The organism is Spirillospora sp. NPDC052242, assembly GCF_040679555.1.
Lineage (GTDB): Bacteria > Actinomycetota > Actinomycetes > Streptosporangiales > Streptosporangiaceae > Spirillospora.
The window spans coordinates 18,562-41,153 of the sequence record NZ_JBFAUZ010000036.1; the positions used below are offsets into that span (position 1 = coordinate 18,562).

The window sequence follows — 22,592 nt, forward strand, 5'->3', positions numbered from 1 at the left end:
TCCTCGGGGGGCGGAGAGGGAGGTCAGGCGATCTTGTAGCGGATCGGCAGCCGTTTGAGGCCGCCGACGAACGTGGTCGCGATCCCCTCCGGCTCGCCCGCGAGCTCGATGGAGCGCAGCCGCGGCAGCAGCTCCTCGAAGAACGCGCGGACCTCGATGCGGGCGAGGGCGGCGCCCAGGCAGTAGTGGACGCCGAAGCCGAACGCCAGGTGCTTGTTCGGGTCGCGGCCGACGTCGAACCGGAACGGGTCGTCGAAGACCTCCTCGTCCCGGTTCGCGGACGGGTACGACAGCAGCAGCGAGTCCCCTTCGCGGATCGTGACGCCGCGCAGCTCGTAGTCCCGGACGGCCGTGCGCATGAACTCCTTGACCGGCGTCGTCCAGCGGATCATCTCGTCGACGGCGAGCGGCATCAGGGACGGGTCGGCGCGGAGCCGGTCGAGCTGGCCGGGGTTCTCGACGAGCGCGTGCAGGCCGCCCGCGATGGTGGCGCTGGTGGTGTCGTGCCCGGCGGTCGCGATGATGACGTAGTAGGAGGTGGTGTCGAAGTCGCTGAGCGGCTCGCCGTCGACGCGGGCGTTCGCGATGGCGGACGCGAGGTCGTCGGTGGGGTGCGCGCGGCGGGCCTCGGTCAGCTCCTGGAAGTACGCGAAGAACTCGAAGACGACCTGCATCTTCTCTTCGTTGCTCTGGCCGCGCCGCCGGTCCTCGTCGTCGCCGCCGAAGAGCTCCTGGGTGAGCGTCAGCATCCGGTCGAAGTCGCTCTCGGGGAGGCCGAGCAGCGACAGGATCACGTACAGCGGGAAATGGACGCTGACCTCCTGCGCGAAGTCGCACTCGCCGCCCATGTCGACCATGCGGTCGACGTACCGCTTCGCCAGCTCCCGGACGCGCGGTTCCATCGCCCGCATCGCGCGGGGCCGGAACCAGTCGGCGCCGATCGCCCGGATGACCCGATGGTCGGGGTCGTCCATGTGGACGAGGGTGCGCAGCCCGATGCCCTGCTCGGCGCGCCGCCGGTTGATCGCGTCGAGTTCGGACGTCGCGAGCAGCGGGCGCGGCGCGTTGAGGAAGAGGTCGTGGGCCCGCTCGATCTCCATGACGTCGGCGTGCCGGGTGATCGCCCAGAACGGGTTGTAGCCGGGCGCCTCGACCCGGTGGACGGGCGACTCGCGGCGCAGCAGCGTGCACGCGTCGTGCAGCCGCCGGTCGTCGGCGTACGCCTTCGGGTCGGCGAGCGCGAGGCCCGCCTGCTCCACGGTCAGGGTCATGCATCGACTCCCTCGGTAGCGACGGCCGCCCGCACACAACGGAACCTAAGACCCGAACCGGATTCGGTCAACGTTCCGGGTCGGAGATCGGCCGGATGTCCGGGAAGTCAGATGTCGGAGAAGTCCCCGTGCCGCCCGCGCCCGGCCGCGAACCGCGCCGCGCCGTTGAGCGCGTCGTCCAGCGAGCCGAGCCCGTGCCGGTACTCGACGGCGAGGGCGTCCGCCTCGGCGAGCCCCGCGCCGTCCAGCACGGACGCCCGGTCGTTGCGCAGGCACGCCTGCGGGAACCGCGCCAGCTCCGCCGCCAGCTCCTCCGCCGCGTCCCGGCCCGTCCCGGACGGCACGAGCCGGTTCGCGAGCCCGATGTCGAGCGCCTCCCGCGCGTCCACCGGACGTCCGGTCAGGATCAGGTCCAGCGCGCGGCTCGCGCCGATCAGCCGCGGGAGCCGCACCGTGCCGCCGTCCACGAGCGGGACGCCCCAGCGCCGGCAGAACACGCCGAACACCGCGTCCTCCTCGGCGACGCGCAGGTCGCACCAGAGCGCGAGCTCCAGCCCGCCCGCGACCGCGTGCCCGGCGACGGCCGCGATCACCGGTTTCGACAGCCGCATGCGGGTGCAGCCGAGCGGCCCGTCCGCGGGCGGCGGGTCGACGCGCGGGCTCCGCTCCGTCCCGATCGACGCGAGGTCGGCCCCCGCGCAGAACGTGCCGCCCTCGCCCCACAGCACCGCGACGCTCGCCGCCGGGTCCGCGTCGAACGCCCGGAAGGCGTCCGCCAGTCCGGCCGCGGTCGCCGCGTCGACGGCGTTGCGCACCTCCGGCCGCGACATGATCACCGTCGTCACGGCCCCGCGCCGCTCGACCCGCACCCCCATGCGTCACTCCTCCGTGAAGGCCCCGCCGACGAGTTCGTCGAACCGGTCGAGATCCTCCGCCGGGCCGTCGATGCCGCGCAAGGGGCTCGGATCGGCCAGGTGGGCCCGCGCGTAAAGGCGCGCGACGAGGGCCTTGCGGTCCGTACCCGCGTCCTCGCGTTCCCATCCGGCCTGCTCCAGAAGCAGCGCCGCCGCGTACACGTCGGCCATGTACTGCGCCAGCGGGTAGAGCCGCGCCTCCGCCACGCTCTTGTCGAGCCCGCGCCACGCTTCTATGGCCTCGCGGAGATGCCCGATGCGGTCCCGGACGAGCGCGGCCGTGGCGTCGTCCCCCGCGGGCGCCCGCCCGGCGGCCTCCTCCAGCCGGGCGAGGAACGGCTCGTGCGCGCCCGCCCGCTCGATCCCGCGCCGCACGTCCAGGCACAGGATGTTGTCGCCGCCCTCCCAGATCGGGTTGACCTGCGCGTCCCGCAGGATCCGCGCCACCGGCCACTGCTCGATGTACCCGTTCCCGCCGTGCGCCTCGATCGCGTCGCTCGCCGCCGTCACGCCCAGCCGCGCCGCCCGCAGCTTCACCAGCGCCGGACCGAGCCGCAGCGGCGTCAGGTACCCGTCGAACACGAGCGCCTGCGCGGCCTCCGTCTCGACGACCAGTTCCGCGAGCTTGCGCCGCATCAGCGGCTGCTCCGCCAGCGGCGCGCCGAACGCCTCCCGCGCCCGCGCGTAGCAGAGCGCCTCGACGAGCGAGCGCCGCGCGCAGCCGAGCCCCATCGTCGCGATGCCGAGCCGGGCGCCGTTCGTCAGCTCCATCATCCGGGCGAGGCCCCGGCCGTCGCCGCCCTCCCCCGCGGACGACCCCGGGGCCAGCAGGAACGCCTCCGCGCCGGTGAACTCGATCTCCGCCGACGCCACCGAGCGGGTGCCCAGCTTGTCCTTGAGCCGCCGGATCCGCACGCCGTTGCGCGTCCCGTCCCGGCGCTCCCGCAGGACGAGGAACGGCGCGATCCCCCGCACCCCGTCGTCCGCGCCGACCGGCTTGGCGAGCACCACGAACGCCGACCCGTTCGCGTTCGACGCGAACCACTTGAACCCGTCGAGCCGCCACGCGTCCCCGTCGCGGACGGCCGTCGACTCCAGCGCCCCGAGGTCCGAGCCGCCCGACCGCTCCGTCAGCATCTGCGCGGCCTCGCCGGAGAACGCCCCGGCGGCGAACAGCTCCCGGACCCGCGCCTTCACGTCGTCCGGCGCGAACGCCTCCGCCAGCCCGACGACCATGTCGCCGCCCGTCCCGAGCGCGCACGCCATCCCGATGTCGGCCTGGTCGAGCAGGTAGCTCCACGCGACGCCCAGCGCCACCGGATCCGCCCCCGCCGCCTTCGCCTCGCGGACGAACTCGGGGCGGGTGAACGACGTCGCGACGATCTCCCGGCGGGCCGCCTCGAACGACGGCGGCATCACGACCTCGCTGACGTCCCGTCCCCACCGGTCGTACTTCTCCAGCCGCGGCGGGTTGCGGTCGGTCTCCTCCGCGAGTTCGGCGACCCGGCCGCCCATCAGCGCGCCCAGCTCCCGCAGCCGCGGCTCGGCCCAGCCGAACCCGTCCCCGAGGTGGCGCCGCATCAGGAACCGCAGCGTCGGATCGCACTCGTACCAGTTGCGGCCCACCGCGCCCCGGTACCGCTCGGTCGCGTACCGGCGGGCCTTCTCCTCGTCACCGAACGGGAGCCGGTCGAACGGCTCGATCAGGTAGCTGCCCATACCCCGGACGTTACACTTCTCCATCACATGACGGAAGACCTGTAATGCCGCGGGTTGCCGATAAAGTCACTGGCAACCATGGAGATCCGGGCCCTCACCGCACGGTCGGTGGTCCTGAGCACCCTGCTGGGCGTCCACCCGCCCCGCCTGCCGGTCCGCCACCTCGTCCGCGTCGGCGCCCTGTTCGGCATCGCCGACGGGGCGATCCGCGTCGCGCTCTCGCGCATGGTCGCCGCCGGCGACCTCGTCCGCGACGGCGACCGCTACTGCCTCACCGAACGCCTCCTCGCCCGGCAGGCCCGCCAGGACGAGGCCCGCTCCCCCCGCACCCGCCCCTGGGACGGCGCCTGGGAGATCGCCGTCATCACCGCCGAACGCCGCCCCGTCGCCGAACGCACCGCCCTCCGCCAGGCCATGTCGAACGTCCGGCTCGCCGAACTCCGCGAAGGCGTCTGGATGCGACCCGCGAACCTGCTGCGCGCCCGCCCCGACATCGCCGTCCGGCAGTGCACCTTCATCGAGGGCCGCCCCGAAGGCGACCCCGCCGCGCTCGCCGCGTCCCTCTGGGACCTGGACGGCTGGGCCGCGCCCGCCCGCGACCTGCAGGCCGCGTTCGCCGCCGCCGACGGCATCGTCGACCGGTTCACCCTCGCCGCCGCCGTCGTCCGGCACCTCATGGACGACCCGATCCTCCCCGCCGCGCTGCTCCCCGCCGACTGGCCCGGCCCCGACCTCCGCGCCCAGTACGAACGCTTCCGCACCGACTTCGCCCGCCTGCTCAGCGACGAAGTCCTCACCTGACCCCGTCCGCCAGGACCGCCCGGCGGCTCAGCGGCGGGCGTCGAACCGGCCCGGGGTGGTGCCGAACGCCTGGCGGAACGCGTGGATGAACGCGCTCGGACCGGCGTAACCGCACTCCGCCGCCACGCTCGTCACCGGCGCACCGGACGCCAGCAGGATCAGCGCCCGGTGCAGCCGCACCTGCGTCCTCCACTGCGGGAACGTCATCGCCGTCTGCTCGCGGAACAGCCTGCTCAGCGTCCGTTCGGACGCCCCGACGGCGCGGCCGAACGCGGCGAGCGTGCGCGGGTCGGCGGGGTCGGCGTCCAGGGCGGCCGCGATCGCCCGCAGCCGGTCGTCCGCCGGGACCGGCAGGTGCAGCGGCAGCTCGTCGATCGCCCGGATCTCGTCGAGGGCCACCCGCCGGAGGCGTTCCCGGCGGTGGGCGTCCCTGCCGCCCTCGGTCAGCGCGACGATCACCTCGCGCAGCAGCGGCGACACCGCCAGGACGGCCGGGCCGCCGAACCCGGCGCCCGGCTCGCCCACCGCGAAGTTCACCGTGCGCAGCTGCGTCGGGCCGTGCGCCCGGTGCGCGTGCGCGATCCCGGCGGGCAGCCACACGGCCCGGTGCGGCGGGACGACCCACGTGCCCGCGTCCGTCGACACCTCCAGTACACCGCGGCTCGGGTAGGCGACCTGGTGGTGCGGGTGCTCGTGCCGGGGGACGCGCTCGCGGTGCGCCAGCCGGATCAGGGGTTGGCGGGTCGGCGACATGGCTCGGCAGGATATCGCTAGCCCGCACCACCGGACGATCACGATCCTGGACCCGTGGCAACGATCAGCGGCACCGAAACGGTCGTGCGGCGCATGGGGACATGGGCCGCCGCCCACGCGGTCGACGACTTCTACCAGGGGCTCGTGCCCGCCGCCGTCCCCTACTTCGTCCTCGAACGGAACTACGGCTACGCCGCCGCGGGCGGCCTCACCCTCGCCGCGACCCTCGGCAGCGCCCTGCCGCAGCCGCTGATCGGCCTCGCCGTCGACCGGTTCCGGCTGCCCCGCCTCGCCGCGGGCGGCGTCCTGCTCGCCGGCGCGGGCTTCGCGCTCGCCGGGCCCGCCGGACCGTACCCGCTCGTCCTCGCCCTCCTCCTGCTGTCGGGACTCGGGACCGCGATGTTCCACCCCGCCGCCGGGAAGGCCGCGCGGGACGCCGCCGGGGACAGCGTCACGGGCATGAGCGTGTTCGCCGCGGGCGGCACCATGGGGTTCTTCCTCGCCCCCGTCCTGGCCGTGCCCGTCCTGACCGCGTGGGGCCTCGGCGGGACGGTCGCGTTCCTCCCGCCCGCCGTGCTGGCGGCGTTCGTCCTGCTCAGGAACGCGCGGCGGACCGCGAGCGCGCAGCACGCCCCGGCCGGGGGACGCGACCGGTGGGGGCCGTTCGCGACCCTGACGGCGATCACGGTCGTCCGGTCGGCGCTGTTCTCCGCCGTCGCCACCTTCATCGGCCTGTACTGGATCCGGCACCTGCACGCCTCGCCCGCGCTCGCCGGGACGGCCCTCGCGTGCTTCCTCGGCGGCGGCGTCGCGGGCACGCTCGCGGGCGGCCGCCTCGCCGACCGGGTCGGGCTCGCCCGCACGATCCGGATCGGCGCCGCGCTCGCCGTGCCCATGCTCGCGGGCCTGCGCCTCGCGCCCGGCCCGTACGCGCCGCTGCTGTTCGCCGCCCTCGCCGGCGGCGCCGTCAACGTGCCGTTCGCCGTCCTCGTCCGGCTCGGCCAGGACTACCTCCCGGGACGCCCCGGCACCGCGGCGGGCATGACGCTCGGCCTCGGCGTCAGCGTCGGCGGCCTGGCGACCCCGCTGTTCGGCGTCCTCGCCGACGCGCACGGAACCCCGCTCGTCTTCACCGTCCTCTGCCTCGTCCCGCTCGCCGCCCTGGCCCTCGGCCTCCTGCTGCCCGCCGGCGGGCGGCCGGGCCGGCGCGGAGCGTGAGGGCGTCCCGCGACGGGCGGGGCCCATGGGGCAGCATGGGCGTATGACGACTCTGCCGCTGAGCCCCGACGAGCTGCTCACCACCACCCGGGCCGTCCGCAAGCGCCTCGACCTCGCGCGTCCCGTCCCCATGGACCTGATCCGCGAATGCCTCGAGATCGCCGTGCAGGCCCCGACCGGGAGCAACGCGCAGAACTGGCACTGGATCGTCGTCACCGACGCCGACAAGCGCCGCGCCATCGGCGAGTATTACCGCCGCGCCTTCGCCGCCTACGCCGAGTCGAAGTCGTTCGCCGGCAGCCTGTACGCCGACGACCCCGAACGCGCCGACGTCCAGCGCCGCGTCGGCGACAGCGCCGCGTACCTCGCCGAGCACATGGGCGACGTGCCCGTCCTGCTCATCCCGTGCCTGCACGTCCCCGGCGAGCTCCCCGCCGCCAACCAGGCCGGCCTGTGGGCGTCGCTCCACCCGGCCGTCTGGAACTACGCGCTCGCCGCCCGCGCCCGCGGCCTCGGCACCTCCTGGACGTCCCTGCACCTCGCCTACGAGCGCGAGGTCGCCGAACTCCTCGGCCTCCCGCCGAACATCCGGCAGGGCGCCCTGATCCCCACCGCGTACTACACCGGCGACACCTTCAAGCCTGCCCGCCGCGCGCCCCTGGACACCGTCCTCCACCACGACGCCTGGTAGCGGGCATTCAGTACGGTGCTCCCTGAACACCGGCGGCTCCCCGAACGCCGGGACGGACGGGAGGGGCGGGATGGCGCGCAGCAGCGTTCAGGACGCGGTCGCCGACGACCTCGCGTTGCAGATCGCCACGGGCCGGCTCCGGGCCGGCGACACCCTCCCGTCGATCCGGCGGCTCGCCGACCGGTACGGGCTGAACCCGTCGAGCGTCCAGCAGGTGCTGGCCCGGCTCCGCCTGGCGGGGTTCGTCGAGCCCCGCCACGGCGTCGGCGTCGTCGTCCGCGACATCCGGCTCTACGGCGGGATACAGACCTGGCAGTACCTGTTCCGCTTCTCCAGCAGCCTGCCCGAGCTGACCGTGCGGAACGTCCAGGAGATCCTGGAGACGCTCCAGCTCTTCTACCAGGCGGCGCTGGTCAAGCTCGTGCCGGACGCGGGCCGGTCCCGTCCCGAGGGCACCGATCCCGCACCGGCGCGGCGGGCCTTCGCGCAACTGGAGCTGCTCGCGCAGAGCGACACCGTCCGGGCGGCGGACGTCCACCGGGGCGTGCTCGGCGTCCTGCGCGCCGTCCTCGCAGAGCTCGGCGGAGGCGTCACGCTCGGCCTGCTCAACTCGATGGGGGACGTCCTGGCGGAGGTGCCCGAGGTGCTGGACGCCCTCTACGGGGACGCGGCCGAGCACGTCTGGTTCTGGGGCAACGTGCTCACCGCCTGGGAGACCGCCGACGCGGACCTCGCCCGGTCCACGCTGGCGGTCCTCGACGACTGGCACGCCTTGGCCCTCGGGCGGCTGCGCGACCGGCTCGCCGCCGGATAGCCCTCGCCCGGCCTGCGGCTTCCTCACTTGAGTGAGTGATGCGCCCGGCGAAGTCCTACGGAGTGCGGCTATGTGTAGCGACACTGTTTGATACAGACTCCCACACACTTCCGGGTGCGAGGGAGACGGGCCGTGCCGTCATGGGTTGCGCAAGGACGCCGTGAGTCTGGGCCAGACGCGGTGGAGTTCCCGCTGCCAGTACGGCCAGCTGTGCGTGCCGTCCCGGTACAGGTGGGCGGCCGCGGGGATGCCGAGGGACCGGAGGCGGCGCAGGAACGGGCGGATCGTCGCGCGGACCAGCGGCTCGGCCAGGTTGGCGGCGCTCCACGGCTCCGCGGGGTCGAGCGGGCCGGGCCGTCCGGTGAGCCCGGACGACAGGAAGACGCCCGTGCCGCGGAGCCCGGCGGCGAGATGGAGGGGGTCCGCGGCGCGCCAGTGCCGGTCGTGGACGACCGGGACGCCCCACATCGCGAAGGGGTTCACGCGGCCGGCGACACCCGTCGCGGCGAGCAGCGTCGCGGCGGACAGGGCCGTCCGGATGGTGCACGGGCCGCTGAAGGCGGCCGCGAAGCGGAACGCGCCCGGGTGCGCGGCGGCGCTCAGCAGCGCGCCGTACCCGCCGCCGGACACCCCCGCGACGGCGCGCACCTCGCCGGCGGCGTAGCGCTCGCGCATCAGCGCGTGGACGTGGTGGACGTGGAAGGTCTGCCACTGGGGGCCGCGCCGCCAGTCGGCGTACCCGCCCGCGCGGCCGCCGTCGGGCATGACGATCAGGACGCCGTCGTCCCGGCTGAGCCGTTCGACGTCCGTGCGGCGGACCCACGAGGACGAGTCGTCCAGCCCGCCGTGGTGGAGCGTGAGCAGCGGCCACGTGCGGCTCGCCGTCCAGCGGTGCGGCAGCAGCACGTGGATCGCGAGTTCGGCCGCGGACACCGAACTCGCCCGGACGGTCAGCCTGCGGAGCCGGTCGCCGACCTTCTCCTCGTCGATCACCTTGATTCCCATGGCCGGATCATGCCGTTATCGAGAACGGATTAGATACTTCTCCGACCACGAGTTCCCGACCTCGGATTATTACGTCGAGACGCCTTTATGTGGCGCCATTTCTAGCTGCACGGAAAGGGCCTCCCCATGCTCATCGCGATGGCGGTCGTCGCCGCCTGCATGGCCGCCAACGCGCGGCGGCTGCGCGCCCGGCTCCGCAGGCTGCGCACGCTTCCCGGGCCGGGCGACGGCCCGCCGGACCCGGCGTTCGTCCTCCTCACCGCACCGCACGTCGAGGTGCCGGACGAGGTGGCGCGCGCCGCCGAGGAATACGCCCGGCGGAACGGGCTGGGGCTCCTGGATCTGCTGCCCCGCGACATTCCGGTCGACGGCGCGCTCGACCTCGCCCGCCATACCGAATTCGACGCCTACCGGGACGATCCGTTCTGCATGGGGCGGGGCGCGTGCCATGCGGTGCTCGCGTCCCGGGACGCCGTGGCCGCCGCCGGACTGGACGGCGCCCGCGTGCTCGACCCGGACGCGCTCGGGGCCGCGACCGCGCGCATCAAGCTGTACGTCGAGCGCGCCGACATCGTCGTCGCCGGGATCGCGGGACGGGACCAGACCGCGTACCGGCGCGCCCGGATGCGGGCGCTGGCCCTGGTGATCCCGCAGACGCTCGCCCTCCCCCAGACGCTGGGGGCGATGGCCGCCGGCTACCTGCTGGTGGCGGGGAGCGCGGCCGCCGCGCCCGCCGCGGGCCTGCTGCTCGCGCTGTGGTACTGCGCCGTCCCCCAGCTGATCTTCGCGGGCGGCCCGGTGCGGCCCCGCGACCTGCACCGGGTCAGCCTGCTGCGCCTCCTGTACGTGCCGCTGTCGATCGTGCGCACCCTCGCGGCGCCGCGCACCGCGTGGGAGCGGGAGCTGCTGGAACGGCGGGAGGAGGCGCGGGCCCGGTACCGGGCCGAACTGGAACGGGGCGTCGGGCGGTTCCTCGGGCCGCGGTCTCCGGAGTGCCCGTGGTGCGGGTCGGGCGAGCTGCGCGGGCACGTCGTCGCCCGGGACATCCTCCAGGGCAAGCCAGGACGTTTCACGTTGGAGCGGTGCGAGAGCTGCGGGCACGTCTTCCAGAACCCGCGCGTCACGCCCGAGGGCCTGGCCTTCTACTACAAGGACGTCTACGACGGGCTCGGCGACGTGCTGGCCGAGCGCATCCTCAGCTCCAACACGTCCTGGTACCTCGCCCGCGCCGCGATGGTGCGGCGCGCGACGGAGCCCCGGTCGTGGCTGGACGTCGGCACCGGCAAGGGGCACTTCGCCCGCGCCGCCCGCACCGTGCTCCCCGGCACCCGCCTGGACGGCCTCGACTTCGGCCCGGCGGTCCTCGAAGGGGCCCGGCGCGGCTGGATCGGGCGCGCCTACCACGGCGAGTTCCTCGACCTCGCCGCCGATCTGGCCGGACGCTACGACGTCATCAGCATGCACCACTACCTGGAGCACACCGCCGACCCGCTCGCCGAGCTGGACGCGGCGACCAAGGTGCTGCCGCCCGGCGGGCACCTGCTGATCGAGCTGCCCGACCCCGAGTCGTGGTTCGGGAAGGTGCTGCGCGGCTTCTGGGTGCCGTGGCTGGCGCCGCAGCACCTGCACATGATCCCCCTCGCCAACCTGCGGGACGCGCTGGAGCGGCGGGGCTTCGACGTGGTGGCCGAGGAGCGCCGCGAGGCCGACCAGGGCCCCGACTTCGTCGCGTCCGCCGCCGCCGTCGTCAACCTGCTCGGCCTCGACGTCGACCGCCCCTGGTGGCCGCGCGTCCCGGGCGTCCGCGAGTACGCGCGCGTCCTCGGCACCCTCGTCCTCGCCGCCCCGCTCATGGGGGCGGCCGTCCTGCTGGACGCCCTGACCGTCCCGATCGCCCGGAGGAACAGCAACGCCTACCGGGTCCTCGCCAGAAAGAACCCCGGATGACGCACACCCGACACCCCTCCGGCCGCCGCTGCGGGCGGCTCCTCGCCGTGCTCCTGCTGCTGCTCGCGCTCGCCGCGCCGCCCGGAACGGCGGCCGCCGCGCCCGCCCCGGCGATCACCGAGACGTGGCAGGGGCCGCGCACGCTCGACCTGAGCTGGCACTCGGCGAACGTCGACCAGACGGTCCAGGTCCGGCTGCTGCTGCCCGAGGGATGGCGGCGCTCCGCGCGCGAGACCTGGCCCGTCGTCTTCGCGCTCCAGGGCGGCCGCGACGACTACACCTCGTGGACCCGCGAGACCGGCATCGAGGAGCTCGCCGAACGCTGGGACGTCATGGTCGTGATGCCGTCCGGCGGCGTCAACGGCAGCTACACCGACTGGTGGAACGGCGGTGCGGGCGGCGTCCCGCGCTGGGAGACCTTCCACACCGACGAGCTCGTCGGGGTGCTGGAGCGGTACGGCGCGGGCACCCGCCGGGCCGTGATGGGCGCCTCCTCCGGCGGCCAGGGCGCGATCGCGTACGCGGCGCGGCACCAGGGGATGTTCCGGTACGCGGCGTCGTTCAGCGGCTCCACGCACCTGACCATGGGCGGCATGCAGGCGTTCCTGCTCTTCATCAACCTGATCGGCTCCGGACTCGACGCGTTCCGCATCTTCGGCGTGCCCGGCCTGGACGACGCGAACTGGCGCGCCCACGACCCCTACCACCTCGCGCCGCGGCTGCGCGGCGTCGGGCTGTACGTCTCCAGCGGGACGACCGGCCTGAACGGCCCCCACACCCCGCCGGGCGCGCAGTGGCGGCTGACGCAGCTCAGCGAGATCCTCATCGGCGGCATGAACCGGTCGTTCGTCGCCCGGCTGGACGAGCTCGGCATCCCCGTCACGTCCCACATCTACGGCGACGGCTGGCACGCGTGGCCGGAGTGGATCCCCGAGATGGAGCGGGCCTGGCCGCTGATGATGGACGCGATCGACGCGGAGGAGGCCCCGGCGTGACGCCCCGCGCCGGGGGTCACGCCGGCGGGGTCGAACTCGGTCCGGACGGCGCCCGGTTCGAGCAGGACGGTCCGGACGCCGAAGTCCCTGCTCCTCGACCACGCCGCCGAGCGTGTAGCCGGCGTTGTTGACGAGCGCCCCTACGGCGCCGTGCGCCTCCATCACCGCCTCGACGGCGAGGCGGCAGGACGTCTCGTCGGTGACGTCGAGGCCCTGCACCCTTCCGTGTGACCTGCGGATATGTCACGATGAAAGGGCATGCAGGTGGCGGTGCGACCGGTTCCCGGGCCCGCCCCGTCCCTCGTTCCCCCCGGTGACGCTCCGGCCCGGGCGCGGAAGGAGGAGACGATGCGGAAAGTTGCCGACTGCAGGGACATGCCGAGCGAGTCCGGCTGCACCCTCACGATCAGCGGCGAGGAGGACGAGGTCGTCCGCGCCGCCGCCGAGCACGCGGCCTCGGTGCACGGGCACGAGGACACGCCCGAACTCCGGGAGGAGATCCGCGGCCACCTCAAGAACGAGGAGCTGATCGCGCACTAGCAGCCCGGATCGGCGATGACGAAGTAGCCGGGGGACGTCTCCCTCAGCGTGCGGGTGACGAACACGTTGAACAGCCCCATGTTCTGCCCGGAGCCGTTCGCGTACACGTGACCGCCGCGGACCTGGGCCCGTCCCGCCGTGACGTGCGCGTAGTTCGTCGCGGTAAAGCACCGCGCCGAACCGCCCGTGGTGGTCGCGGTGACGGGCGCCGAGGCCGCGCCGGTGCGTCCCTCGGCGTCGACCGCCGCGACCGTGTAGGCGTAGGACGTCCCGGGCGCGAGGCCCGTGTCCGTGAACGCGCCCGCCGCGGACGTCCCGACGTCCGCGCCGTCGCGGCGGACGACGTACGCCACCGCGCCCTCGACGGTGGTCCACGCGAGCGACGCGGTGCCGTCGCCCGTGCCCGTCACCCGCAGACCTGCCGGGGCGGGCAGGGTGCCCGGTTCGCCGCCGTCCCCGTCGAGGCCCCAGAAGAGCGCCGTGCGGTGGCTGGAGCAGATCGTGTCGAGGAAGTACGCGCCGGACGCGCCGCACTGCTCGGCGCCCGATCCCGGATCGACCGCCAGGCCGTGCCCCATGCCCGCGATCGTGTACACCTCGACGACCGAATCCCCGTAGACGCTCCGCGTGGTCCCGCCCGGCAGCGTCTGCGTGCCCGTCGGCGACCGCGGGACGCCCCACACGTCCGTCCACTGGTCGCGCAGCTCGTCCGCGTTCACCGGGCGGACCGTGTAGTCGGCCGTCCCCTGCCAGATCGCCACCCGGGGCCACGGCCCCGCGTACCCGGGGAACGCCGCCCGCACCCGGTCGCCCCACTGCCGCGGCGTGAGGCCCTGGTCGTTCATCTGGCACCCCGACGCCTGCAGCAGGCTCGACGCGCACGCCGCGGGCGGCCCGGCGTTGATCGAGCCCCCGGCGAACACGTCCGGGTACGCGGCCAGCAGGTTCGCGGCCATCCCGCCCCCGGCCGACAGCCCGGTGACGAACGCCCGGCCCGCCCCGAGCCGTCCCCGGGCGTCCTGCACCATCTGCGCGATCGACGCCGCCTCGCCCCGGCCCCGCCCGTACTCGCTCGGCTCGAACCACTGGAAGCACCGCTGGACGTTGTTCGCCGTCGTCGTCTGCGGGTAGACGACCGCGAACCCCCACCGGTCGGCGAGCTCCGGCCATCCCGAGTGCCGGTGGTAGGCGTCGGCGCTCTGCGTGCAGCCGTGCAGCGCCACGACGACCGGCGCACCGGACGGCAGCCCCGCCGGGACGTACTCGAACATCTGCAGGTTGCCGGGGTTGGACCCGAACCCGGTGACCTGCCGGTAGTCCCCCGCCGCCGCGGCGTGGGCGGCCGCGCCCGGCGGGAGGAGAAGGCTCAGGACGGCGACGAACGCGACGAGGAGGGCAAGGAGGCGCATGACAGCTCCCTGTGCAGGGGACGAACGCCGCCATCGTCCGCCCGCCCCGCGCCCCGCGACACGTGCGCCCCCCGCACCTTCCCACCCCTCGACATGTGCGCTCACGACACCCCACCCACCGCACACGGCCGGGGGACGTCCGGGGTGTGGGTTAGGCGGTGGGGCTGGGGGTGATGCCGAGGGTGGTGAGGGCGGCGGTGCCGCGGGCGGTGTGGGCGCCGCCTGCAAGCAGGAGGGTCCGGGCGGACTGGTAGGGGCAGCCGGCGGCGTCGAAGGCGTCCGCCGTGGCGAGGAGGCGCCGCGGGTCGCCGTCGAGGAGGGCCTCGGCGCGGTCGACGAGCGCGCCCGCGACCGGGTCGCCGGTCGTGAGCTCGCGGGCGGCGGCCACGCGGGCGCGGGCGTCGGGGCTCCCGGCGAGGACGGCGGCCTCCGCGCGCAGCGCCACGTACCAGTGGAGCCACACCCAGGTGACCCACCGCCACACCTCGGCGGGCTCGGGGGCCAGCCGCTCCAGCGCCTCGGCGGCACGGCCCTCGTGGAGGAGGAGCAGCGCGTCGAAGACCGCGCCGTAGCCGTGGACGCGGTTCGGCGACGTCCCGAACCGGTCGAGGACGGCGACCCACTCGGCGCGGGCGTCGCGGTCGCCGCGGAGGCCGTGGGCCGTCGCGGCCGCGGTCACCGCCGGGTCGAGGTCGGGCCAGACGGGGGCGCCGCTGCGCCGCCACGCGTCCAGGAAGCGGACGGCGCCGGCGCGCACGCCCTCGACGTCGCCCGCGAGGGCGTCGGCGACCAGCAGCCAGCTCGTCGCGCGGTGCCCGACCTCGGCGAGGGACGGGTGGTCGGCGAGGCGCCGCGCCCAGCGGCGGGCGCCGGGCAGGTCCCCGACGCCGATGCCGGTCTGCGCCGCCTCGCCGAGGGCCTGGACGAGCTCGTGCGTGACGGCGGGCGTCGCGGGGGCGGCGGTCAGGAGCGCGACGCGGCGGCGGGCCGTGGCGGCGGTGGCGAACGCGTCGCCGACCCAGCTCTGGACCGCCGCGAGCGCGTCGAGCGCGGCGGACTCGGCGGGCGCGTCGCCGGTGCGGTGCGCGAGGTCGGCGGCGCGTTCGGCGCGCGCGAGGGTGTCCGCGACGACGTCCGCGTGCGGGTCCTGGTCGGCGCCGAACGCGTCGGCGACGGACGCGGCCTCGGCGAGCGCTACGGCCGCGCGGGCGGCGGGGTCGTCGCCCGCGGGCTCCCGCGCCGCGGCGATCAGCGCGCGCGTCTCGTCCGGGGACGGGGGCCGGACGAACGTGCCCGAGAACCGGTAGGCGGTGACGGCGGCGGTCGCCAGGTCGGCGGCGGCGCGGGCGGCGTCGCCGGACCGGCGGGCGGCGTCCGCGGCCTCCCGGTGCAGGCGGTACATGTCGTCGCCGTGCATCCGGCATCCGGCGACGGCGGCGGCGTGCCGCAGCATCGCGGCGGCGACGGCGGGGTCGGCGGCGAGCGCGGCGGCCTGCTCGTAGCGCTGCTGGGACTCGCCGACCAGGTTGCGGGTGAAGGCCAGCTCGGCGAGGCGCCGCGCGAGGTCGTGCGCCTCCGCGCGGTGGTCCGGGTCGTCGGCCGCCCAGGCGAGCGCGGCGCGCAGGTCGTCCGCGACGGCGTCGAAGCGGGGCCGCCAGTCCGCTCCGGCATCGGCGAGGCCGGCGGCCCTGGCCAGGCACCAGCGCAGGTGCCGGGCCCGCGCGTCGGCCAGCTCGCCCGCCTCGGCGAGCCGTTCCGTCCCGTACTGGCGGATCGTCTCCAGCGCCCGGTACTCGGTGCCGCCCGCGGACGCCCGCACGACGAGCAGGCTCTGCTCCGCGAGGCGGGCCAGCCCGTCGGCGACGACGCCCGCGTCGCCGCCGGTCGCCTCGGCCGCGGCGGCGGCGGTGAACGGCGCGACGAACACCGACACGCGGCGGAGCAGCTCCCGGTCGGCGGGTTCCAGCAGGGTGTGGCTCCAGTCGACCGCGGCGCGCACCGACCGGTGCCGGTCGTCGGCGCGGGACCCGCCGGTGAGCATCCGCAGCGGGTCCGACAGCGCGGCGGTGAGGCCGTCCAGCCCGAGCGTGGGGTAGCGGGCGGCGGCCAGCTCGATCGCCAGCGCCATGCCGTCGAGCCGCTCGCAGATCGAGCGGATGTGGTCGTGCAGGGGCGGGTCCAGCGGCCAGCCGATCGCGGACGCGCGTTCCTTGAACAGCGCGACCGCGTCGGACTCGCCGTCGTCCGGCAGCGAGAGGGGAGGCACCGGGTACACCCGCTCGAACGGCACCATCAGCCGGGCGCGGCTCGTCGCGAGCACCGTCGCCCGGGGGCAGGCCGCGAGGAGCCGCTCCAGGAACAGCGCCACGCCGTCCCGCACCTGCTCGCAGTTGTCGAGGACGAGCAGGACGTGCCGGTCGGCCAGCGCCGCGACCACCGACTCGGTCATGCCGCGGCCGGGCTGCTCGCCGAGCCCGAGCGCGCCCGCGACGGCGTCCGCGACCATCCCCGGGTCGGTGACCGGCACGAGGTCGACGAACCACACCCCGTCCGCGAACGCGGCGGTCGCGTCCGCCGCCACCGCCAGCGCGAGCCGGGTCTTGCCGACGCCGCCGGGGCCGACCGCGGTCACCTGCCGGTGCGCCCGGACGGCCTCGCCCAGCTCGGCGCGCTCGCCCGCCCGGCCGACGAACGACGTCAGCGGGGCGGGCAGGACGGGCGCGGGGCGCGCCGCACCGGCGGCGGGACGGCTCGCGGCGGCCCGCCCGGCGAGCGCCCGGCGGTCCGGGACGTCCAGCTTCCGCAGCAGGGCGGACACGTGGCTCTCGACGGTGCGGACGGAGATGAACAGCCGCGCCGCGATCTCGGCGTTGCTGAGGTGGTCGCCGACCAGCTCCAGCACCTCGGCTTCGCGGGGCGAGATATCCACTGTCACGGCCACCGTCCCATTCTGCCGCAGCCGCTCCGTACGGGGTCCGTGCCCGTGGTCCGTGGCCGGGCTCCGTAGGCGGCTCCGTGGTCGCCACGGATGTGGCGGAGGGGCCCCCGAGGCGAGGCTATGAGCAGTTGAACGACGGGTCGACGCGGCCCACGACCTAGCAGGAGCGACCATGAGCGACTCGCCCGTCCGGGGAATCAAGACGGTGCTGCACCCCGTGAGCGACCTGGCGAGGGCCACGGCGGTCTACACCGCCCTGCTCGGCGCGGCGCCGCAGAACGAGTCGTCCTACTACGTCGGGTTCGAGGTCGGCGGCCAGCAGGTCGGGCTGGTGCCCGGCGGCGGGCCGCAGGGCATGACCTCCCCGGTCGCCTACTGGCACGTCCCGGACATCGAGGCGAAGGTCGCCGAGCTGACCGCCGCGGGCGCCGCCGTCCGGGAGGCCCCGCACGACGTCGGCGGCGGGCGCGTGGTCGCCACCGTCACCGACCCGGACGGCAACGTCCTCGGGCTGCTCCAGGACCGCTGAGCCCCCCCGCACACCGACCGACACCCCACCTCACCAGGAAGAAGAGCCCGATGACCTCGTTCGAGTCCGTCACCATCGAAGTCGCCGACACCGCCGCCGCGGAGGCCTTCTACACCGCCTTCGGCCTCGCCCCGTACGTGAACGTCCGCGCCTCCGCCGAGCCGACGACCGGCTTCCGCGGGTTCGCGCTGTCGCTCGTCGCGTCCCAGCCGGGCAACGTCGACGCCCTCATCGGCGCCGCCGTCGACGCCGGCGCCACGATCCTCAAGCCCGCCGCGAAGTCGTTCTGGGGCTACGGCGGCGTCGTCCGGGCCCCGGACGGGACGATCGTCAAGGTCGCGTCGTCGAAGAAGAAGGACTCCGCGCCCGCCTCCCGCGAGTTCGACCAGATCGCGCTGCTCCTCGGCGTCGCGGACGTCAAGGCCGGCAAGCGGTTCTACGTCGAGCGCGGCCTCGCGGTCGGGAAGAGCTTCGGCGGCAAGTACGCCGAGTTCGACACCCCGTCGTCGGCCGTCACGCTCGCCCTCTACCCGCGCCGCGCCCTCGCCAAGGACACCGGCGTCGCCCAGGAGGGCACCGGCTCGCACCGGCTCGTGCTGGGCGGCGGCGGCGAGCCCTTCACCGACCCGGACGGCTTCGCGTGGGAGCCCGCGCCCGTCCCCAGCCGCGCCTGACCGCCCGCCACCCGAGACATCGACGAGAAGGAGACCGGATCATGAGCGACTACCAGGGGTTCACGGCCGAAGAGCGGGCCGCGATGAAGGAGCACGCGAAGGAGCAGAAGAAGGCCGCGCGCCGCGCCTCGCGCGAGGAGAAGGCGGCCGAGGCCGTCCGGGACGTCCTCGCGAAGATCGCCGAGATGCCGGAGCCGGACCGGAAGATGGCCGAACGCGTCCACGCGATCGTCGCCGAGCACGCGCCCGCCCTCGCGCCGAAGCTCTGGTACGGGATGCCGTCCTACGCCCTGGACGGCAAGGTCGTCTGCTTCTTCCAGAGCGCCGAGAAGTTCAAGGCCCGCTACGCCACCCTCGGGTTCAACGACGCGGCGAACCTCGACGACGGCCCGATGTGGGCGACGGCGTTCGCCCTCACCGAGGTGACGCCCGAGGTCGAGGAGCGGATCGCCGGCCTGGTGAAGCGGGCGGCGGGCTGAACCGCCCCCGCCGGACGAACCGGGCCGGGAACACCGCCGGGTGAGCGCGCGCCGCTCGCCCGGCGCCGTCCGTCCGCCGGAACCTTCGACGAACCGGCCCGGATCGTCGTTGAATGTGCGGCGTGGACACACCCGTGAGCCCCGCGCGGACGATCGCGCGCGTCGTCACCCTCGCCTCGTTCGTCCTCGGGTGCGCCGTCACCGCCAACCAGGTGCTCAGCGACGGCAAGCTGAGCTGGAACTGGCTGTACGTGGCGTGGGCCGTCGCCGTCATCGGCGCCCTGTACGCCGAGGTGCTCACCCCCGGCGCGCCGCTCGGCGACGCCGCGGCGGGCGGCCGCCCGCGGGGCCGCCGCCGGATGTACCTGCGGCAGCTCCGGGCCAGCGTCGCGGACATGGAGACGGTCGGCATCGCCACCCAGGGCGAGTTCGCGCTCGGCCTCCGGCAGGTGTACGTCGAGGTCAGCCTGGCGCCGCAGCCGCTCCAGGACACCGCGGACGAACCGTACCTCGGCCACCTCGGGCGCCCCGCCGGCGCGGCGGGGGAGCGCCGCGCCCTGTCGTCCTTCCTGCACAACGGCGGCGGGCAGGTGTTCGCGATCATCGGCGGTCCCGGCTCCGGCAAGACGACGCTGATGCGCGAGACCGCGCTCGACCTCTGCCGGCGCCCCCGGCCGTGGGAGCGCTCGTCCCGCCGCGGCCGCATCCCGGTGCTGCTGTACCTGCGCGACCACGCGGACGCGATCCTCGCCGACGAGCCCCCGGACCTCGCCGAGGTCGCCGCCGACGCGGGCTGGGTCGCCGGGCGGGTGCCCGCCTCGTGGATCCGGCAGCAGCTCGACCGCGGCCGCTGCCTGGTCATGCTGGACGGCCTCGACGAGGTCGCCGACGAGGACCAGCGGGCCCGCGTCGTCGCCTGGACGCGGCGGCAGATCGAACGCTTCCCCGGCAACCACGTCCTGCTGACGTCCCGCCCGCACGGCTACCTGTCGAACCCGCTGCCGTCCGTGAACGTGCTGCAGGTGCGCAGGTTCACCGGCGAGCAGATCGGCCGGTTCCTGCACAACTGGTACTACGCGATCGAGTGCCGGGCGCAGGGGGCGACCGGCAGGCGCGTCCAGCAGCAGGCCGAGCAGAAGGCCGACGACCTCGTCCGGCGGCTCCGCGACCGGCCCGCCCTCTACGACCTGGCCGCCAACCCCCTCCTGCTCACCATGATCGCCAACGTGCACCGGTACCGGGACGCGCTCCCCGGCAGCCGCGCCGCCCTGTACGGCGAGATGTGCGAGGTCCTGGTGCACCGCCGCCAGGAGAAGAAGGGCCTCCCCGACCGCACCGGCCTGCGCGGCCCGCAGAAGGAGCACATCGTCCAGCGGCTCGCCCTCGCGATGATGCGCCGCAAGGTCCGCGACATCACCGTCGCGGACGCCTGCACCGCCATCGACGGCGACGTGCGGCGCGCGTCCGCCGGGCTGTCCCCGGAGGACTTCCTCGCCGAGGTCGGCCGCAGCGGACTGCTCGTCGAACGCGAACAGGGCCGCTACGCGTTCGCGCACCTCACGCTGCAGGAGTACCTCGCCGGCCGCGCGCTGCTCGGCGACCGTCCCGCCGAACTCGTCGACGGCGTCGACGACCCGTGGTGGCGCGAGGCAACGCTGCTGTGGGCCGCGAACGCCGACGCGTCCCCGGTCGTCGGGGCCTGCCTGGAGTCCGGGACGGCGCGGGCGCTCGCCCTCGCGTTCGACTGCGCGGAGGAGGCCCGCAGCCTCGACCCCGCGCTCCGCACGTCCCTCGAGGACATGCTCGTCCACGACCCCGGCGACGACGACCCCGAACGGCAGCGGCTGATCACCGCCGTGAAGGCCGCCCGGGCGCTGCGGGAGACGATCCGGCTGACGGACGACACCGCCGTCTGCGCCCGTCCGGTCACGCACGAGCTGTACGCGCTGTTCCTGCAGTCGGAACGGGCCGAGGGCCGTCACCACCCCGAGTACCTGGACGACCGTCCGTCCGACGAACCGGTCGCGGGCACGTGGGCCGAGGACGCCGACCGGTTCGTCACCTGGCTGAACGGCCTGTTCGCCGACGGGACGACCTACCGGCTGCCCACGCGCGACGAACTCGACGACCCGGCGATCGGCCTCGTGTCGGGCGTCGAGGGCCGCTGCGTGTGGGCACGGTCGGACACCGGCGTCCGGCTGTACGTCCCGTCCGGTGTGTCGTGGCCGTCCGCGCCGACGGCGGAGCAGGTGCGGGAGTACCTGCTGCTCGACTGCCAGCGGACGTCACCGTACCTGCGCCTCGCCCTCGCTCCCCCGGACCCCGCCCGCGTCGACGCGTACGCGGCACTGTTCGAGTGGCTCAAGAGCGACGAGTTCGGGGACGACACCGACAACCTGCGTCCCGCCCTGCGGCTTCTCCTCGCGCTCGTCGTGGCGCGCGAACTGGCCTTCGCCGTGGACGCCGCCCCCGCCGTCCCGGCCCTGCGGCCCGCCTGGCGGCGGCGGTCCCGCACGCTCGCCTTCGCGCGCAACATCGAACGGGCGCGCAGGACGGCCGCGTTCCTGGGCGCCTCCGTCGTGCTCGACGCCGACCTCGACGCCGCGCTCGGCGGGGTCCTGGCCGCCGACCGTGCGGCCACCCGCCCGGACCACGAGGACCGCGCGGCCACGGCCGCCGCCGACCGCGTCCGCGCGCTCGACCGGCTCGCCCCGCGCCTGCCCGTCCTCGAGACGCTCACCGCCCTCGCGAGGGCGCTCGACGACACCGTCGAACTGGCGCGCCGCTACGGCACGATAGCCCGCGCCGCGGACATGTCCGTGCTCGCCGACGACATCGCCGTCCTGCGGGAGGCGACGCGGCGCCTCGTCCACGACCTCGCCGCGGGGACGGGCGGGACCCGCCCCGCCCTCGCCGACCTGGTCGACCGGGTCCTGGGCAGGCTGCGCCTCCACCTCCGCAACCGGGCCGGCGCGTTCGACTACGTGCACGACTTCGACCGCCTCCGCGACTTCGACCTCGCGCTGCCCCGGGTCCGCGCGCTCCTGCGGTCCCGCGCCGACGACGTCGACGACGCACTCGTCCGGGACTCCGCGCAGGCCCTGGTGAACGACCGCCACCGGCACCGGGTCCGCGTGCTCGGCCTCGACGTCGACCTCGGCCGCGAACTCCAGCACGTCCTCGGGCAGGACCGCCTGCTGGACGACTGGCTCACCGGCGCCGACGACCAGCGGGTCGCCGACCACGTGTCCGCTTCCGCGGCCGCGCTCGACCGCACGTTCTGCGGAGGCGTCATGGCGGTCGACATCGCCCGGCGGCAGAGCCTCGTGAACGGCTACCGGCACCTGCTGGCCGCGTGGCCGTCCGCCCACGACCGGGAAGCCGTCCATAGGTTCGGCGTCTTCCTCGCCTCCGTCGCCGCCGAGCCGGAGTCGCGGACGTCCGAGCCGGTCGGCGCCCTGCTGCACGAGGCGTGCGACCTGCTCGCCGCGCCGTCCGCCCTCACCCAGGCGCCCACCGAGCGGCTGTCCGGCGCGACGCGTCTCGTCCTGCACGCCCGATCCCTGGTGGAGCCGATGCTGTCGCGGGTCCTGCCCCTGGACGAGGAAGACCTCGGCTGCGTCCGCATCGAGCTGCTCGCCGCGGCCACCATGCTCCGGGAGACCGGCCACGACGACATCGCCGCCCTGCTCACCAGGGCCGTGCGCGGCCTGATCGCCCTTCAGGCGCGCAGCGAGGAACCGCAGCCGGACGGCGAACTGCTTCTGCTCGTCCGGACCTGACCCGCATCCGGAGCGGCGCGTTCATCTGCTTTTCTCGGGCGTCAACCGGACGTAGATGAATCCGGGCCGCCGACTCGGACGCGATGAGCGACGTGCCGCCGTACATCACCGCG

18 protein-coding genes are annotated in these 22,592 nt (G+C 75.1%); 11 read left to right on the plus strand and 7 right to left on the minus strand.

Annotated elements, in window-relative coordinates:
- Positions 1-23: 23 nt before the first annotated feature.
- From AB0L25_RS27030 to AB0L25_RS27040, 3 genes are all read right to left on the minus strand, one after another.
- On the minus strand, positions 24-1,271 hold the full coding sequence (locus AB0L25_RS27030; protein ID WP_500175499.1) for a cytochrome P450: 1,248 nt from the start codon (positions 1,269-1,271) through the stop codon (positions 24-26).
- Positions 1,272-1,378: 107 nt separating this feature from the next.
- On the minus strand, positions 1,379-2,146 hold the full coding sequence (locus tag AB0L25_RS27035; RefSeq protein WP_500175500.1) for a crotonase/enoyl-CoA hydratase family protein: 768 nt from the start codon (positions 2,144-2,146) through the stop codon (positions 1,379-1,381).
- A 3-nt stretch (positions 2,147-2,149) separates the two neighbouring features.
- Positions 2,150-3,904, minus strand: coding sequence for an acyl-CoA dehydrogenase family protein (locus tag AB0L25_RS27040; protein WP_500175501.1), 1,755 nt, complete (start codon positions 3,902-3,904; stop codon positions 2,150-2,152).
- Positions 3,905-3,982: 78 nt separating this feature from the next.
- Between AB0L25_RS27040 and AB0L25_RS27045 the strand changes: the two genes are divergently transcribed.
- On the plus strand, positions 3,983-4,705 hold the full coding sequence (locus AB0L25_RS27045) for a PaaX family transcriptional regulator C-terminal domain-containing protein (protein ID WP_500175502.1): 723 nt from the start codon (positions 3,983-3,985) through the stop codon (positions 4,703-4,705).
- 27 nt (positions 4,706-4,732) lie between these two features.
- Here AB0L25_RS27045 and AB0L25_RS27050 read toward each other — a convergent pair whose 3' ends face one another.
- The gene (locus AB0L25_RS27050; protein WP_500175503.1) at positions 4,733-5,458 is read right to left on the minus strand and encodes an AraC family transcriptional regulator; all 726 of its coding nucleotides are present in this window, start codon (positions 5,456-5,458) and stop codon (positions 4,733-4,735) included.
- Positions 5,459-5,512: 54 nt separating this feature from the next.
- Here AB0L25_RS27050 and AB0L25_RS27055 point away from each other — a divergent pair, with 54 nt between their 5' ends.
- From AB0L25_RS27055 to AB0L25_RS27065, 3 genes are all read left to right on the plus strand, one after another.
- Positions 5,513-6,676: an MFS transporter gene (locus AB0L25_RS27055; protein WP_500175504.1), complete on the plus strand. Its 1,164-nt coding sequence runs from the start codon at positions 5,513-5,515 to the stop codon at positions 6,674-6,676.
- Positions 6,677-6,719: 43 nt separating this feature from the next.
- On the plus strand, positions 6,720-7,367 hold the full coding sequence (locus AB0L25_RS27060; RefSeq protein WP_500175505.1) for a nitroreductase family protein: 648 nt from the start codon (positions 6,720-6,722) through the stop codon (positions 7,365-7,367).
- Positions 7,368-7,437: 70 nt separating this feature from the next.
- A complete protein-coding gene (locus AB0L25_RS27065; protein WP_500175506.1) occupies positions 7,438-8,181 on the plus strand; it encodes a winged helix-turn-helix domain-containing protein in 744 nt (247 codons plus the stop codon).
- 138 nt (positions 8,182-8,319) lie between these two features.
- Here AB0L25_RS27065 and AB0L25_RS27070 read toward each other — a convergent pair whose 3' ends face one another.
- On the minus strand, positions 8,320-9,186 hold the full coding sequence (locus AB0L25_RS27070) for an alpha/beta hydrolase (RefSeq protein WP_500175507.1): 867 nt from the start codon (positions 9,184-9,186) through the stop codon (positions 8,320-8,322).
- Positions 9,187-9,312: 126 nt separating this feature from the next.
- Here AB0L25_RS27070 and AB0L25_RS27075 point away from each other — a divergent pair, with 126 nt between their 5' ends.
- From AB0L25_RS27075 to AB0L25_RS27085, 3 genes are all read left to right on the plus strand, one after another.
- Positions 9,313-11,133: a class I SAM-dependent methyltransferase gene (locus AB0L25_RS27075; RefSeq protein ID WP_500175508.1), complete on the plus strand. Its 1,821-nt coding sequence runs from the start codon at positions 9,313-9,315 to the stop codon at positions 11,131-11,133.
- The gene (locus tag AB0L25_RS27080; RefSeq protein WP_500175509.1) at positions 11,130-12,128 is read left to right on the plus strand and encodes an alpha/beta hydrolase; all 999 of its coding nucleotides are present in this window, start codon (positions 11,130-11,132) and stop codon (positions 12,126-12,128) included. The genes AB0L25_RS27075 and AB0L25_RS27080 overlap by 4 nt, the downstream gene beginning before the upstream one ends.
- A 348-nt stretch (positions 12,129-12,476) precedes the next feature.
- Positions 12,477-12,668 carry a DUF1059 domain-containing protein gene (locus AB0L25_RS27085; RefSeq protein ID WP_500175510.1) on the plus strand — a complete coding sequence of 64 codons (192 nt, stop codon included), beginning with the start codon at positions 12,477-12,479 and terminating at the stop codon, positions 12,666-12,668.
- Here the strand turns inward: AB0L25_RS27085 and AB0L25_RS27090 are convergent.
- Positions 12,665-14,077 carry an extracellular catalytic domain type 1 short-chain-length polyhydroxyalkanoate depolymerase gene (locus AB0L25_RS27090; RefSeq protein WP_500175511.1) on the minus strand — a complete coding sequence of 471 codons (1,413 nt, stop codon included), beginning with the start codon at positions 14,075-14,077 and terminating at the stop codon, positions 12,665-12,667. The two genes, AB0L25_RS27085 and AB0L25_RS27090, sit on opposite strands and share 4 nt — an antisense overlap.
- 151 nt (positions 14,078-14,228) lie before the next feature.
- On the minus strand, positions 14,229-17,018 hold the full coding sequence (locus AB0L25_RS27095; RefSeq protein ID WP_500175512.1) for an ATP-binding protein: 2,790 nt from the start codon (positions 17,016-17,018) through the stop codon (positions 14,229-14,231).
- A 169-nt stretch (positions 17,019-17,187) separates the two neighbouring features.
- Between AB0L25_RS27095 and AB0L25_RS27100 the strand changes: the two genes are divergently transcribed.
- From AB0L25_RS27100 to AB0L25_RS27115, 4 genes are all read left to right on the plus strand, one after another.
- Positions 17,188-17,544 (plus strand): VOC family protein, encoded by a 357-nt coding sequence (locus AB0L25_RS27100; RefSeq protein ID WP_500175513.1) that lies wholly within the window; start codon positions 17,188-17,190, stop codon positions 17,542-17,544.
- 50 nt (positions 17,545-17,594) lie between these two features.
- A complete protein-coding gene (locus tag AB0L25_RS27105) occupies positions 17,595-18,218 on the plus strand; it encodes a glyoxalase (RefSeq protein WP_500175515.1) in 624 nt (207 codons plus the stop codon).
- 41 nt (positions 18,219-18,259) lie between these two features.
- The gene (locus tag AB0L25_RS27110) at positions 18,260-18,697 is read left to right on the plus strand and encodes an iron chaperone (protein WP_500175516.1); all 438 of its coding nucleotides are present in this window, start codon (positions 18,260-18,262) and stop codon (positions 18,695-18,697) included.
- Positions 18,698-18,819: 122 nt separating this feature from the next.
- Positions 18,820-22,479, plus strand: coding sequence for an NACHT domain-containing protein (locus AB0L25_RS27115; RefSeq protein WP_500175517.1), 3,660 nt, complete (start codon positions 18,820-18,822; stop codon positions 22,477-22,479).
- The last annotated feature ends 113 nt before the right edge of the window (positions 22,480-22,592 follow it).